Source organism: Vibrio sp. BS-M-Sm-2 (assembly GCF_041504345.1).
Taxonomy (GTDB): Bacteria; Pseudomonadota; Gammaproteobacteria; order Enterobacterales; family Vibrionaceae; genus Vibrio; species Vibrio satsumensis.
Map to the genome: position 1 here is coordinate 1,660,232 of NZ_CP167895.1, position 15,904 is coordinate 1,676,135.

Below are 15,904 nucleotides of genomic sequence, written 5' to 3' on the forward strand. Positions count from 1 at the left end.
AAAACCTCTAGGCAAGGAGCCTTGTTATGGAACAAGTGACAACGCAATACAGCATTAAGGTCGTGAAGTACTTCATCGTCGCATCCTTAGTGTGGGCGATCGTAGGTATGATCATCGGCGTGATTCTCGCCGCGCAATTATATTGGCCAGTCTTAAACTTCGATTCCCAATATTTCCAATTTGGTCGACTGCGCCCGCTACATACCTCTGGTGTGATATACGGCTTCGTCGTGAATATTTTGATGGGGACCTCTTTGTACATTGCCCAACGAACGGGCCATTGTGACCTGTTTAACAAAAGTCTTTCATGGATGGTATTTTGGGGATGGCAATTCATTCTTTTACTAGCGGTCATTTCCCTCCCCGCAGGCCACACCACCTCAAAAGAGTATGCAGAGCTTGAATGGCCAATCGACTTAATGATTGTGCTGGTTTGGGTGCTTTATGCGGTGTTGTTCTTTGGCACGCTTGCAAAGCGGAAGGTCAGCCATATCTTCGTGGCAAACTGGTTCTTTGCTGCTTTCATCATCGTCGTTGCCATGATTTTCATCGTCAACAACCTCGCGATACCAGTGTTAGCGATGAAGTCTTACTCTGTATTTGCAGGAGCTCAAGATGCGATAGTGCAGTGGTGGTGGGGACATAATGCCGTCGGCTTCCTACTGACTGCGGGTATCATTGGTATGAATTACTATTTCATACCCAAAGCGGCAGATAGACCTATCTATTCGTACCGATTGTCAGTGATCCACTTCTGGGGCTTGGTCGGTTTCTACACATGGGCCGGGACACACCATCTCGTTTACTCTTCCGTTCCCATCTGGATTCAGAACATCGGAATCGTGATGTCGTTGATCCTATGGCTCCCTTCGTGGGCTGGTGCGTTCAATAGCGCAATGACCCTTCTACAAAACAAAGAAAAGCTGAAGTCCGATTACATTCTTTTATTCTTTTTCTCAGCAATTCTTTACTACTGCTTGGCGACATTTGAAGGCCCATTGCTTGCCATTCGCTGGTTCAACATGGTGGCACATAACACCGAATGGATTATCGGTCACGTACATTCAGCAGCACTAGGCTGGGTTGGGATGTCAGGGATAGCGGTCTTTTACTACTTCATTCCGCGCTTATGGGGCCAAACCGATCTTTGGTCGCCACGACTGATTAAGTGGCACTTCTGGCTCGCTCATGCAGGCGTCGCTCTTTATGCGATAGCACTTTGGGTAGCAGGCATCGGTGAAGGTTATATGTGGCTCGCTCAAAATGAAAATGGCGAACTGATTTACAGTTTTGTAGAGGCAATGGACTTCAAAGCACCTTGGTTGTTCTTACGATTCTTTGGTGGCGCGCTGTTCGTCCTTGGATTGTTCTTAATGGCATTCAACTTGTACAAAACGGTTCGTATGCCCGCCGTACATAACGCTAAACACACCGTTAATGAGGGGGCTTAAATGATGAGTAAAGACTTTACACATTCAATCGTCATTTTGATTTTGACTACCGTTGTTGTCGCCTCCTTCTCTTTATTGGTTTGGGTAGTGCCGAGCATCGTCCGTGGAGACGATATTGCCAAAGGCAGTTTAGCGATGCCGCTCACACCTATTGAGTTAGCAGGCCGAGACATCTACATCAGTGAAGGCTGCCATGTTTGTCACACACAAATGGTTCGCCCTCTTGAGCCAGAAGTGAAACGAAATGGTCGCCCGAACCAAGAAGCAGACGATATCTATGAGTTTCCTAACTTGTGGGGCTCTAAACGTACTGGCCCAGACCTCACTAACTTAGGTAGAAAGTATTCTGACCAATGGCATGTTATTCACTTAATTGATCCTCGAAAAGTCGTACCGACATCGATCATGCCCTCTTACCCGTGGCTGTTTGAGCAGACTCTGACTGGCGATGATATCAGCGCCAAAATGGAAGTGTTACGTACCTTAGGAGTGCCTTATACCGATCAAGAAATTGGTGAAGCCCGTTTGCAAGTAAGAGGCAAAACCAAAGGTGAAGCGCTGATTCGCTATTTACAAAGCCTGGGTAAAGATACGTCACAGGAGGTATCACAATGAGCACATTCTGGAATCTATGGGCGGTACTCTTAACCTTAATATTCTTTGTTCTGATGGTGTCTGTTGTCGTTAAATACTGGCGTAGCAATCACAAGGCCGATCACGACCACACCATTGGCACCTTTGATGGTATTGAAGAGAAAGATGCGCCTCCACCTAAACTTTTATTTGTCAGTTATGCAGTGGCATTTCTTTTGTCTGCGGGTTATTTAGTGCTCTACCCCGGGCTTGGCGAATGGGAAGGATTAGTCGATTGGAAACAAAGCGACGACAAACTCAGTTCGCCGACCACCAGCCTTAACGAACAATTTTCACAAACCAGTGACACCACGTTAGAAGGATTAGCTGCGATCCCAGAGATTGTGAACAGCGGTAGGATTCTGTTCCAAACTCACTGCGCCGCTTGTCACCGAGATAATGCTCAGGGACAAAAGCACTTTCCCAATCTGATAGACCAAGAATGGCTTTATGGTGGCAGTGATGAAGCTGTGATTCATTCGATAGCTAAAGGTCGGAACGGTGCTATGCCGGGTTGGAGTGAAATCATGCGCCCAGATGAGGTGGCAAAAGTCTCCTACTATCTAGCCTCTCTCAACCAACGTCATACCGATGTGCCGGAGATTAAAGTCGAGCTCGGTAAAACCTTGTTCGTCAAATACTGTTCGTCTTGTCATGCCGATGGTGCTGTCGCTAATCCAGCGATTGGCGTACCTGATCTTTCCGATGATATCTGGCTTCACGGCGGAAGTATTGAAGAGATTCAGCACACCATCAATTACGGTTTGAACAACCTAATGCCTGCGTTTGATAAGCAGCTCACCGAGAACGAAATACTCGCGCTTGGGGCTTATATACGACACGCTGGTGAAGTAGAGCAACAAAGGCTCGCGAGTTTGAAAGCATCATCTGTTGAGCGCGGAGAATATCTCGCTTATGCCGGTGACTGTGTGGCTTGTCATAGTGCAGAAGGTGGAGAACCCTTTGCTGGCGGCCTGCCCTTTGTTACCCCTTTCGGCACCGTGTATTCAACCAACATAACGCCACACACCACCGAAGGTATTGGGACTTATGACTTCGATGATTTCCGAGCCGCGTTAGTTGCAGGTAAAGGTAAGAATGGTTACCTGTACCCTGCAATGCCTTACACCTCTTATCAATACCTCACCGACCAAGACATGGTTGATTTATGGGAATACATGCAGTCAATCACCGCCGTGCCGCGACGCAATGATGACAACAGCATGATGTTTCCATCCAATATTCGCCTAGGTTTGCTTGGCTGGAACATCGTCTTTATGGATACAGACCCTATTGATTACGAAGTACCAGAGGAACTTAAGGGAGAAATTGATGATGTCGATAAATGGCAACAAGGCAAATATTGGGTCGCAGGTCTTGGTCACTGTTCTGAGTGCCATACCCCACGAAATATTGCCCAAGCTCTAATACCAGAACGTATTTTCCAAGGTAACTTAATTGATGGTTGGAATGCGCCTGATATCACAGCCAATGAGCTCTATATCGATGGTTGGGATGAAGCAATACTCACAGACTTCTTACACACAGGTCATTCAGACAAAGGAACTGCTTTTGCGGGTATGGCTGACGTAGTAAAGAACAGTCTGAGTTTGATGACGCGTGAAGACGTTGAATCGATGTCTTATTACCTTCTCAGCGGAGACGTCAACAACACCATCGCTAGTGACGCAGTACCGTTACAACCTAAAGGGTTTGATGAGGCCGCGTATAACAGAGAAATCTACGCCACATATCGTCAAACCTGTGGGGCGTGTCATGGTGACGATGGTAAAGGTCGCGACCCTATCGCCCCTACTCTGTTGAACAACGGTATCATCATGCACAGCGACCCATTCAACACCATTGCGGTAACTGTTCGCGGTTTACAACCGACCTACCTTGACAAGGATAGAAACTTCATGCCAATGGCAAGCTTTGAAGATGTCCTATCGGATCAGAGACTGGCTGAGTTGATCACCTTCGTCCGATTGTACCTTGGAGACAGGCAAGAACCAGTAACCGCAGAGCATGTTCGTGAGGTAAGAGAAACACTTGAAGCGGCAGGTTACGCAGGTGGCTTACATACCACTCCAGACATGTATGACCGCAGAGACAACACCATCAATATCCGGTAACAGACAAATGGCTTAGAAAGTGAGTTGCAATAAACCAAAGGGAGACTACTGTGTCTCCTTTTCTTTTGTCTAAACGCACCCTTTCGACGCTTTGCCAAACAACACAATTGTAACTAACTGATTACACAATTAAGAAGAGCTGCACATAATGCGATCAATCTCGCAGAACAAAGATGACACCAAGTGCATAATACGCAAAATTTTCTAAAGATGTACTAAGGACAGTTATGGATACAACTACACTCATCTACGATACGTTGGAAGGCCTGTCGAGCGCACAGCCACAGCAACACGCTCAAATCCGCCAAAATCTATATAACCAATTAGATTTATCATTTGAGAAGCAGTTGGCTTTGTATTCATCAGTTCTTGGTCCAGCCAGTGCTGGTAGATTGACCGATTTAGATAGTGCAGTGATGTCTGCACGAAAGATTGTTGGCCTAGAAAACAGCTAATCAATCTTCAACCTATCTCTACTTTAACGCTGCCATTGTGCAGCGTTTTTTATGAGAGCTATTTACAATAGGTACGCTTGGTTACGATAAGTACGGTTAAGTAAGATAAGTGCAATAGGGCCTTTTTTTCAAGTTACTCGCATTCTCATTTGGTTAATCTTATGTTCCATTTTTAACAGGTGTGCAACCTCAATAATGGCGCTAATGTTAGTAGCACGTTAACCACACATCGGATGGAAGAATCATGAGAGTACTAATTGAATATACACAAACAGGCAAATATCGTGACCATGCGTGGGAAGCATTAACGATTCGTTCAAAAGGCGAAATTCAAGCTGTGACTCCCTCTTATGCGGCTCAGCTTATCGAACAGAACCGCGCCAGCTTATCGACCACTGAAAATCAAGATATCGTCATCCAACCTTAATGGCTTCAAGGGCTACCCCTCCTAGTTCCTTAAATCGAATAGTTCGATGACATAAAAAAAACGCTGCACGGATGCAGCGTTTTCTTGTTTCTGGCAGGGAAAAATTAATTATTTTGGCAAGTTTTCTAATGCATCAACCATCGTCATTAACTTATCGACGATTCGTTCACCATCCACTCTCAAACCATTGTGCTCATACTCGTTGGTAATCCACGCTTTCGAGTTTGGAATATTAGTCAGTGTTTCGCGGCTGTAATCCAGTTCTACGTACATGTCATCTGCGTAAACTGCACACGCCATAGGAACCGTATTCTTGCTCAGCTGCTCCGCGTTGTACAAAGTACCCCAATCCGATTTCTCAGCTAATAGATTGGCTGCTTCACGCAGTGGCTTCAACGTTTCTAGTTGGTCGAACATCCATGGGTAGACCATTTCTCCGGTAAACCAGAACTCACGACCCGATTGGTAGTTGAAGTGTGGGTACTGCTGACGAACTCGATGTGCAGACCAGTTAGACGCTGTACCTTGGCAGTAAATCGATTCATGCAGAATTGCGTAAATTGGGTTAGTTAAGTAACCCTGCTCTTGCTGCATTTGATTTAGGAAGCTATAGCTCAGCTGTCTGTTACCGTTCACTTCAACAAATGCACTTTCCAGTGTGAAATACATCGGCAAGTTCGCTTCACCGCCACCAAGGTTAATGCCAATAAGTTGGAATTGCTCAACCGTGAACACCTGACCGTTTGGCAGTCTAACGTCGTTGTTGAGCAGGTAATCAGAGATCTCTCGGCACATCGCTTGCGCTTGTGGGAACTGAGCAAAGAAGGCCTTGTTTTTATCTTCTACACGCTTGTAAGTCGCACGATAAACATCGTCAGCGTCACGCTCAATAGAAGGAATACCGCCCGTCACGTAACAACGTTGTAAGCTCTGTGGGAACAGTGACAAATAGCTCAGAGTGCAGAAGCCACCAAAGCTTTGACCAATCGTCGACCATTGCTTAATACCAAACTGCTCACGAATCGCTTCAGCGTCACGAACGATGTTGTCCGCTCTGAAATGCGTTAAGTACTGAACTTGTTGTTCTGGTGACAAATGCGCCAAGGTTTCATGACTGATCACCGTACTGTTGCCTGTACCACGTTGATCAAGAAGCAGAACACGGTAGTTTTGCAATGCACGCTTTAGCCAACCTGATTGGCCGCTAACACGTGGAGAAGGAAAACCCGGGCCGCCTTGAAAGTAGATCAACCACGGCAGCTCTTGCGCATCTTTAGCGAGATCAACCAGCTCGCGTGCGAAGACTTGGATCTGTTGTCCATCTTTTGCTTGGTAATCGAGTGGCAACTCAAAAGAGTGCTGACGATACAGGGTGGTTCCATCAATAAAGTTAGCTTGCACGCTTCATTCCTTTTTATCTGATTCTAAAGTCATCGGTACGAATAAAAACGGCGCCCATCGGCACCTTTAGTTAGCAAGATACGCATAGTGGCTTGTAAAAGAAACCGTTTGTTTAACATGAATGTGAAGGTGCTTCATCTAATCGCTTAATTTACCTTCAACGCGTAACAACTTGTGTCAAAACAGAGAGTTTAAGGTTTGATCTATTGAGAGGAAGAATAAAAATGCGGCACAAATAAAAAGAGCTTAACGAGGTGAGGATACGTTAAGCTCTTTGGTTTTATCTGTTGTAGATGATGCTTTTAAGTTCAATAAGCTCAGGCTTTATAGGCTTAGTTTCTATAACTTATAGCTAAGAAGCTTCTAGTTCACCTGCACCTTGAATTGAACGTTGGCTGTTTTCAACAAGGATAGCCGTCGCCGTTTCTTTCAACGCGCCCCACTCTCCATCGTCAACTTCAATGCCTTCATTCCACGCCTTCTCTTGAGTTTTAAAAAGCGCTTCCGATTCAATGTGTGTTTGGTAGCCATCTGACAAACGTTCGATATCGAAATCCTGGACGGAAAGCTCGATGGTCATATTGTGGATATGATCGTCCGATGCCAGAGGCAAATCTGATAAAAACAGTTCTGGTGCAACGCAACCACGGTTGAGCACATACAAAGTGCTCTTAGGGTTGGATCCGTTGTCCCAACGTGCAGTACACGCGATGCCTTTCGCGGCCAGTTTCACAAGCTCGCTATACGCTAGCCAGCGGTTATGACAGTTGTTGAGCTCAATTTTCAACGTCTTCTTGCCGACCATTTTTTCAATCGCGTAATCCATCACCACTGGAAGGTGGCACGCCAAACTTGCCTTGTGCAGATCAACTTCAACCGTGTTATCACTAAGCACTTGAATGTCCACTGGGCAATCGTCTTCTAGCCCAATGAAGTTGCTCGCATTGTTAAAATGACGAACACCATCCAAACCGACCATTTGTAAATCTGCCACCATGTTCGCTATCACATCGGCTTCACCACATGTACGACGCATACCCAGAAAGGCTTTATTGACGGCCGCTACCAGTTCATTGTGAGAAACGATCATAACGATTTACCTCCATGTTGAGCGTTGATGTGTGTAGTAGATTTTTGAGAGTCAGCAAGCTCCGCTTCACTTGGTAAGACTGGGAACACCCATTCGTCCTGATGAATTTCATCAAGCAGTGGTGCACCTTGGAAAAACGTCACTCGTACCCAACGGTCTGAGCGAGGATCAAACTTAGTCGCGCCAAACATCGCAAGCTTGCAACGCAGTAAATGCATTGGTGGCGAATCTTGATGCAGCACATTCATTTGAATGTCGCCCATCGCCTTGTTGCCTAGCGTCCATACACGACGAGCTATCGCACGGTGCTGAGGTTGCTTAACAAGGAACTCAGCTAATGAAAGCTCTGGCGCAAACTGCAATAAAGCATGGTACAAACGGTAAGCTTGACGACCTATATCCAACGGCAGTTCACGCTCTTCACCTAGCTCCTCACCTCGCACTCCAAGCCTTGGCTCTTCTTTGTCTTGAGAGCGATACCAAAACCAGTAGTTGTTCTGTGCTTTGGTAAAATCAGTCGTGATCGCCCAACGGTACTTTTCTTCTAATACAACAAGAAGGTCTTGAATCTTTTTGCCACTAGGAAGCGACAGTGTTTCGCTGCAATTCATATGCTCTTGATAGGCGTCCACTAATTCTGGGTACAATTCCATCAAGCATGAGATAAGGATTTCTTGGGCTTCCATACTCATGTGCTTAGATTGTTCAACTAACTGCGCCCACGTATCACATTGGCTGACAGACGCTTCAAGCGATTGCTCAGCCTTTTTAAGGTCATCAACCGCCGCTTTGTTTAACTCTTGCTGGGTTTCATTAATGGTGACCACTTGCTCTAGATGGCAAACGGCTTTGTTCATTAAAACGCGCAACGGTTCAATCAATGCGGTATCCGTGTGACTAGCTAACACGTCAGCTAATGCATGTTCACGAGTAGTCATCCATTGATCGACAATACTTGGGTGGTTAATCAAATATGGCGCCATGCCTAAACCAGTAGCATTACCCACACCTAGGTAGCGTTGTAAACCTCTGTGCAAGGTAATCGCCTGTTCTCCGCCTTGTTGCTCCGCTAGGTAATGAACCCAATCTAGGCTGAACTCACGCAGCATATAAACCGCACACATTTGCGCACTAAACGACTGATTAAAATCTTCATTTTTCTCTAAGACTTTAAAGTCAGCAATTCCAAATTTTCCATTGCCGTATACCGCTGTCGTTCGCAGGATGTAACCCACTTCAGCCAGCTCTTTTGGTGTTGGTTGAACACCTTTAGCCAAGTGACTAACGATATGTTCAAACACACGTACACTTTTGTTTGCACGCGCTAAAACAAGCACATTGTTAGGGTTACGGCCTGCTTCTTGTAGCGGTACATTCGCACGAAGTCTCTCAAGTAGGGTGACATCAACATCACCAAGAACAAGAGCAAACGTTACGTCCCACTTTTCAGCAATTACACGGTCATTTCGTTCGTCGTCTGCAATCTCATCGCAGAAGACAACCAAATGATAAACATGATTTGGCGTCTCTAGCTTATAGATAACATGACCAAAACCTTGAGTGTCTAGTTGCCACTCATGCTTAGTCACTTTCCATTGCTGTTGTGCCATTTTACGAATCAGAGTTCTTACGAAGCTGATGCGTGTTTGGTGCATTGCACCTAGCCTTTCCGGTGCCATGACGACCGTTGCGTCACGTAGTGCTGATTCAGTGTAGGTAGAACGATGTGCATCCATTTTGCTCACCACCTTTGTAGTTATAAGGGTTTTGCTAGCCATTCAGAACCGATCGTTGCCGTCATTTGAAGCATTGTTGCGACAGTATGTTGGTTAGCTTTCACGTTTTTTGAGGCAAGCGAACTCACCCCTTATTATTTGTCCTGACTAGATCGATTGACCTAAATACGTGCCGCCCGGTGTATCTTCACCAGTACGGTTTTTCTGTTCCTTTCGGAATCTTGCATCAGCCTTCTTTCAAAGGCTGATTTGTTCTTATTTAATCAGTTTCTTGTTTTACAGAGCTCTTTCTTACAGAGCTTTATCTTTAGAGTCCCTGCTCTTTTGCCATCTTGATTGCGATTTGAGGCGCATTCCAAAGTGATGGCAGCAAGATTAAGGACACCGGTACCGCGGTGATAACAATGAACGATTGCAGCGCTGAAATACCGCCGGCTCCTAGGGAAATCAGAATTAACGCTGTTACCCCCATCATCACCCCCCAAAAGGTACGAATAATTGCATTCGGTTCTGTCTCACCACTGATCACCACACTGATGGTGTAAGTCATTGAGTCACCAGTCGTTACGATGAAGATCGTGGTTAAGATCAAGAACAGAATTGAGATAAGCATTGGCATTGGTAGCTGCTGAGTTACCGCCAGTAGCGCACCTGGTAAGTTAAAGCCTTCGAACGCCTTACTTACGCTGCCCGGATCTGCAATCTCAAACGCAAGGCCAGAGCCGCCAACAATTGTGAACCAGAAACAAGTTACAAACGGTGCGATAAGGCTAATCGTTGATACCAATTGGCGAATACTACGACCGCGTGAAATACGAGCGATGAAGATAGCCATCATTGGGCCGTAACCTAAGAACCAACCCCAGAAGAACACTGTCCACCAGCTCAACCAACCTTCGTCACCACGGTATGTTGCCATTGGGATGAAGTTATCAATCATGCTGCCTACACCTTGGATGTAGCCATTGAAGATGAAGTTTGTTGGGCCGAAGATCAGGATGTAGACCATCAATGCCATTGCCAAAATTACGTTGTAACGGCTTAGCATTTGCATTCCGCGGTTAAGACCACTTAATGCCGATAATGTGTATAGAACGATAGCGAACAGGATGATGATCAACTGCGTTGTGAAGCCATCTGGAATATCAAACAGCGTGTTCAGTGCATAACTCACTTGCAAGCCTAGGAAACCGATAGGACCAATGGTGCCCGCCGCTACTGCGACAATACAACATGCATCAATCAGTGCACCGGTGTGGCCTTTCAGAGCACGCTCTCCTAATACAGGGTAAAGCAGAATACGAGGTTTAAGCGGTAAGCCTTTGTCGTAGTGAAGGTGCATAACTACTATAGACGTTAAGCTACCCACAATAGCCCATGCTAGGAAACCCCAGTGCATGAATGATTGCGATAAAGCATTCACCGCGCCTTGCTGCGCATTTTCTTGCGCGCCATACAATGGTGGTGGGCTAACGTAGTGAGCGATAGGCTCTGCTGCGGCCCAAAATACACCACCGCCTGCAAGTAGCGTACAGAAGATGATAGCCATCCAACGGAAACCATCCATTTCCGGTTTAGCGATGCCGCCTAGGATAACCTTGCCTGTTCGCCCTGCAGCTAAGCCAAGACCAATAAGAAAAGTCAGAAGAAGAAGCATTTGCCAGTAAGGACCAAATACTTTTACAGACCATGCAAAGCCCGCATTTACTAGGCTTGATAACAGCTCGCCATCAAATAGAGCAAGTGCCACGAACAGAGCGATAAAACCGCCGCTGTACCAAAGTGCTGGGTTGGATAGTCCTAATTTGTCTGACGTAGACTCAGACTCGTTTGTGTTGCTTTTTGCATTAATTGCTGTGTGTGCTTGACCCGCATTTAAGCTAGAAGATTTCACGCTATTGGTTAAATCAGACATACTCTGACTCCAGAGGTTTCTTTGCAGCTGTCATTTGAATGATGACTACAAGGGTGTATTTAACACCTGCCCTATTGTTTTTTGTGTTGGGCAGGCTAATCCATGTTTGGGTTACCGCGTTGCGAAATAGACCGTTGTTCCTTTTGAATAGTGAAATTGGTGTAAGCAGCACTTGCTCATTGAACGTTTGTTACAAGGCTGCTAATTCGATGATGGCTCGCGAGAAACCATTAACCCTTGGTTTGAGGCTCTAGGCCATCTTTCAAGAAGTTAAACCAGTTTTCTCCCAAGACTTGCCCAGCTTCAGACTCGCTGAAACCATGACGCATCAATCCGTTATATATGTTTTCCATACCCGCACTACCGCAGAACCAAGGCAACGCATCTGGCCAACCTGAGTTGTTCGCAGAGCCTTCGCCATAGTCCATTGCTTTAGACCAACGACCATTTCTCATCCATTCAAGAACGGCTTGAGGTTGGTTTAAGCATAGGTCACTACCAATACCGAGGTGCTCTACGCCGACCATGTCAGCGGTAGTCGCAACCATTTGGCAGAAGTCTTCCAACGTACATTGGCTGCCGTTTGGTAGGTGAAATGGGTATAAGCTGAATCCGATTAAGCCACCGCGTGCAGTTAGGGCTTTAATCACATCATTTGATTTGTTTCGTAGCGCATCATGAGCAAACGTTGGGTTCGCATGGCTGATACAAATAGGACGAGAAGACAAGTCAATCGCCTCAAGCGTTGAACGCTCGGCACTGTGAGACATATCGATGATCATGCCCACTCGGTTCATCTCTTCGATAGCTTGTTTACCAAAGCGAGTAATACCGGTGTCGTTCTTTTCGTAGCAACCCGTCGCCAATAAGCTCTGGTTGTTGTACGTCAATTGCATGATCAAAAGACCTTGCTTACGCATCACCTCGATAAGACCAATCTCATCGTCGATTGGAGAACAGTTTTGAGCACCAAGGAAAATGCCGACTTTGCCAGTCGCTTTTGCAGCCTCTACATCAGCCATTGAGTGAATCGGCATGATAAGGTCTGCGTTCTGCTCGAATCTTAAGTTCCACTCTGCAAAGCGAGATAAGGTTTCACGAGCTGTCTCGTGGTAAACCGCGGTAGCGTGAACTGCTGTAATGCCGCTCGCCTTTAGTGTTTGGAAATACTCTCTGTTCCAATTGCAGTATTGCAATCCATCTATAACAATCCGTTGCTGGTACATAACCACTCCTATTGAAAGCTCAGTGTTCTAGCTCGGTTTTGAAAACACGCTCAAATAACATGTTTTCAAAAATGGGTTAAATCACTTATATAAGTTCGTTGCTGCTTTGGTTTTAATGTTGGCCTGACTCTGTGAATCAGGCCAATTCGATAGCTGGATAGCTAGGAAGTTAATATCTTCAGCTATCCAATTCTTATTTAGAAAGTGGATTAGTAAGGACGCTGGTAAGCTGTCTTCACTACTGTGTAGAACTCTTTCGCGTATTGACCTTGCTCACGAGGACCGAAGCTAGACTCTTTACGGCCACCAAACGGTACGTGGTAATCCGTGCCTGCTGTTGGTAGGTTCACCATCACACAACCGGTTTGCGCTTGTTGCTTGAACATCGCGCTAGTACGTAGGCTCTGAGTGATGATGCCGCCCGTTAGACCAAAGCGAGTATCGTTGGTTGTCGCGATAGCCTCTTCTAGGTCAGCAACACGAATCACACTTGCCATTGGTGCAAACACTTCTTCTTGGTTCACTTCCCAATCGTTCTTAGTGTTCAAGAACAGCGTTGGAGACATGTAGAAACCTTCGTGTTTCATGCTTAGGCGTTCGCCACCAAATGCTAGCTCACCGCCGCTTTGACGTGCTTTCTCAACCCAACCTAGGTTTGCTTCAAGTTGGTTGCCGTCAACAACAGGCCCCATGAACACGCCGTCTTCTAGTGCGTGACCGACTTTCAGTTCGCTCATACGTTTGATCAGTGCTTCAACGTATTGGTCGTGAATGCCATCCATAACCACTAGACGAGAAGATGCTGTACATTTTTGACCCGCACCAGAGAACGAACCTGCGATAGTCGCATCAACAGCTGTTTGGATATCAGCATCATCAGCAACCACAAGTGCGTTCTTACTGCCCATTTCTAGTTGGCAACGAACGAAGTTTGGCGCTGTAGCAGCTGCAACCTTACGACCTGTATCAACAGAACCAGTAAAGCTCACACCGTTCACTTCTTTAGAGTTGATCAGTGCATCACCTACCGTTGAACCGCTACCTAGTACAAGGTTAAACGTACCTGCAGGGATACCTTGGCGGTGGATGATCTCAGTAAGCGCAACCGCACTTGCTGGTGTTAGGTTTGCTGGTTTCCAGATAACGCTGTTACCGAAAGCCAATGCAGGAGCAATTTTCCAAGCAGCCGTTGCTGTCGGGAAGTTCCAAGGAGAGATGATGCCGATAACGCCTACCGCTTCACGAGTCACTTCTACAGAAACGCCTGGGCGTACTGAATCCGCGTTGTCACCAATTTGACGAAGCACTTCAGCCGCAAAGTATTGGAAGAACTGACCAGCACGGTAAATCTCACCACGACCTTCAGGAAAAGGCTTACCTTCTTCACGAGAAAGAAGCGTGCCTAGCTCATCACAACGTGCAATCAACTCATCACCAATCGCTTGAAGCACCGCTTGCTTGCGTTCAATCGGCGTTTTTTCCCACTCTGGTTGAGCGTGCTTCGCCGCTGAAATCGCTTGTTGAACTTGTTCCGCACTTGCTTGTGCAAAGTTACCGATGTTTTCAGAAATATCTGATGGGTTAATGTTCGCAACGGTACTTACACCCGCTTGCCATTCGCCGCCGATGTAAAGTGCATTTTCTGCTTGAACATTCTGTAATTGAGTCATCATTCTGTCCTTGTAACGGTTAGGTTGCGGTTGAGTCTGGCAACCATCTGGTTAATTAATAAACTGTTAATATTCAGGTAATTAATTGCTAAAATAAGTCGTACATTTTGTATCTAAAGTAAACCCGATCGCTTGTATCAATAAACCGCTTTAATTCAAAAGAGTTTTGATCCGCAAATAGCCTTAGTTCACAGTCGAATTATTCAGGTTGAGACGCCGATGCATAAACCACAAACTCGACTAACATCTCTTCTCTTGCTAACCCTGCAACGACGACCGCAGCACGGTTTGGATAAGGTGCATTGAAGTATTCTCCGTATACGCTGTTGACCGTTTTTAGATATTCACGGTCTGTCACGTAAATCAGAACTTGCAGCACGGAATCCATAGATTCGCCTGCACACTCCAACGTATGAACAAGGTTGTTAAAAGTCTGACGCGTTTGCGCTTCGATACCGCCTTCTACTACTGCGCCCGTTTCATCAATTGGAATCTGCGCGGTGTATAGAGTGCCGTTATTTACGATTGCCCACTCTAGTGGTGCTTTTGAAGCAAAAAGAGCGGTTTTTACTGGGTGTTTTTTAGTTTGTGCGTTCACGATTCCATCCAACTTTGTAACAACTATGTTTCAAGATGGTTAAATACTGCACCTTGACGACTGATAAATCTAACGGTAAATTTTGTGCATTTGATAAATAAAATCTATCACCTTTCAAAAAGTAAGGTATAGCAAGGGCTAGAGAAGGATCAGTGCCATGAGTATTAAGCTACAACAGTTAAAACATTTTGTTTTAGTGGTCGAAGAAGGGGGATTTCGAGCAGCATCTCACCGAGCAAATCGCTCGCAAGCGGCACTTTCTACATCGATAAAAGAGCTGGAAAAAATACTCGGCCAACCTCTGTTTGAAACAGGCAACAAATCGACACTGACGCCTTTTGGAGAAATATGCTTGCCAAAAATCATTCAATTCTTGAATGTTTACAAAGCATTAGACAATGACCTACGCGCAGCGGCGGCTGGACAACAAGGAAGAGTTCGAATAGCAAGCGTGCCTTCGGTAGCCGCAAAACTAATCCCTAGTGTTTTAGGGGCTTTTTGTGAACAGTACCCAAATGTAGAAGTGAGTTTGATTGATGATAATGCGGCAGGTGTAGAAGCAAGATTACTCTCTGGAGAGGTGGATGTTGCCCTCGGTAATAGCTCCCATTTAGAAGAAGAGAACATCGACTTCACGCCTTTGCTTTCTGATCCGATCGGTGTGGTGTGCCTAAAAGACAATCCTATTGCCTCTCAACGGGAAGGAATCGAATGGCAAACATTGTTAAAACAACCCTTCATTCGTAACGGGACTTGTACCCTACTTGACCCAACACCCGCACGCATGCTCAGCGAACAAGCTTTGTATTCAGTAGAGAACATTACCTCGCTGTTTTCGGTGTTAGAGCTCGGAATAGGCGTAACTACGCTACCTAAACTGGCTTTCCCAACCAACGAAACCCGCTTAGTGTGGATTCCATTAATTGACCCGCCCTTGCAACGACAAATTGGTATTTTCAGATTGTCTGATCGTACGATCTCACCACAAGCACAGGCTTTCCATGACTTATGTGTTCAATACCTCAGTTATGAAGAGTAATAAGAGAGCCTAGATTAAGTAAATTAGGCAGCACTTTGCTGCCATTTACTTCCTCAAAACTCGGTGTCTCTTCTCCCAACCATGCTTCTCACACACCCAATAATCACCATCACTCCTATAACATCAAC

12 protein-coding genes and 1 pseudogene are annotated in these 15,904 nt (G+C 45.8%); 6 read left to right on the forward strand and 7 right to left on the reverse strand.

What is annotated here, in order from left to right; translation table 11 throughout:
• The first annotated feature begins 26 nt into the window (after window positions 1-26).
• The 5 genes from ccoN (at window position 27) to AB8613_RS23260 (ending at window position 5,101) form a co-directional block, all read left to right on the forward strand.
• Window positions 27-1,451: a cytochrome-c oxidase, cbb3-type subunit I gene (gene ccoN / locus AB8613_RS23240; RefSeq protein ID WP_239718953.1), complete on the forward strand. Its 1,425-nt coding sequence runs from the start codon at window positions 27-29 to the stop codon at window positions 1,449-1,451.
• Window positions 1,452-2,066: a cbb3-type cytochrome c oxidase subunit II gene (locus AB8613_RS23245; RefSeq protein WP_146490171.1), complete on the forward strand. Its 615-nt coding sequence runs from the start codon at window positions 1,452-1,454 to the stop codon at window positions 2,064-2,066.
• Complete coding sequence (locus AB8613_RS23250; RefSeq protein ID WP_372385142.1) at window positions 2,063-4,219, forward strand: c-type cytochrome; 2,157 nt, start codon at window positions 2,063-2,065, stop codon at window positions 4,217-4,219. The genes AB8613_RS23245 and AB8613_RS23250 overlap by 4 nt, the downstream gene beginning before the upstream one ends.
• A 227-nt stretch (window positions 4,220-4,446) precedes the next feature.
• Complete coding sequence (locus AB8613_RS23255; RefSeq protein WP_285954594.1) at window positions 4,447-4,674, forward strand: PAS factor family protein; 228 nt, start codon at window positions 4,447-4,449, stop codon at window positions 4,672-4,674.
• A 244-nt stretch (window positions 4,675-4,918) separates the two neighbouring features.
• Window positions 4,919-5,101: a hypothetical protein gene (locus AB8613_RS23260; RefSeq protein ID WP_004730424.1), complete on the forward strand. Its 183-nt coding sequence runs from the start codon at window positions 4,919-4,921 to the stop codon at window positions 5,099-5,101.
• A gap of 108 nt (window positions 5,102-5,209) precedes the next feature.
• On the opposite strand, the gene AB8613_RS23265 is transcribed toward AB8613_RS23260, so the two are convergent.
• The 7 genes and pseudogenes from AB8613_RS23265 to AB8613_RS23295 form a co-directional block, all read right to left on the reverse strand.
• Complete coding sequence (locus AB8613_RS23265) at window positions 5,210-6,502, reverse strand: alpha/beta fold hydrolase (protein WP_372385143.1); 1,293 nt, start codon at window positions 6,500-6,502, stop codon at window positions 5,210-5,212.
• A 352-nt stretch (window positions 6,503-6,854) separates the two neighbouring features.
• The gene (locus AB8613_RS23270) at window positions 6,855-7,592 is read right to left on the reverse strand and encodes a DUF3726 domain-containing protein (protein ID WP_048660319.1); all 738 of its coding nucleotides are present in this window, start codon (window positions 7,590-7,592) and stop codon (window positions 6,855-6,857) included.
• A pseudogene (locus tag AB8613_RS23275) lies at window positions 7,589-9,393 on the reverse strand (hypothetical protein). Before AB8613_RS23275 ends, AB8613_RS23270 begins: the two are co-directional and overlap by 4 nt.
• A gap of 242 nt (window positions 9,394-9,635) precedes the next feature.
• Window positions 9,636-11,243, reverse strand: a complete 1,608-nt coding sequence (locus AB8613_RS23280; RefSeq protein ID WP_372385144.1) for a BCCT family transporter — start codon at window positions 11,241-11,243, stop codon at window positions 9,636-9,638.
• 230 nt (window positions 11,244-11,473) lie between these two features.
• Window positions 11,474-12,469, reverse strand: a complete 996-nt coding sequence (locus AB8613_RS23285; RefSeq protein WP_371714437.1) for a membrane dipeptidase — start codon at window positions 12,467-12,469, stop codon at window positions 11,474-11,476.
• Window positions 12,470-12,678: 209 nt separating this feature from the next.
• A complete protein-coding gene (locus tag AB8613_RS23290; protein ID WP_327784368.1) occupies window positions 12,679-14,139 on the reverse strand; it encodes an aldehyde dehydrogenase family protein in 1,461 nt (486 codons plus the stop codon).
• A gap of 199 nt (window positions 14,140-14,338) precedes the next feature.
• Window positions 14,339-14,737 (reverse strand): RidA family protein, encoded by a 399-nt coding sequence (locus AB8613_RS23295; protein WP_004741170.1) that lies wholly within the window; start codon window positions 14,735-14,737, stop codon window positions 14,339-14,341.
• A 157-nt stretch (window positions 14,738-14,894) separates the two neighbouring features.
• Between AB8613_RS23295 and AB8613_RS23300 the strand changes: the two genes are divergently transcribed.
• The gene (locus tag AB8613_RS23300) at window positions 14,895-15,776 is read left to right on the forward strand and encodes a LysR family transcriptional regulator (RefSeq protein WP_146490164.1); all 882 of its coding nucleotides are present in this window, start codon (window positions 14,895-14,897) and stop codon (window positions 15,774-15,776) included.
• Window positions 15,777-15,904 lie beyond the last annotated feature (128 nt).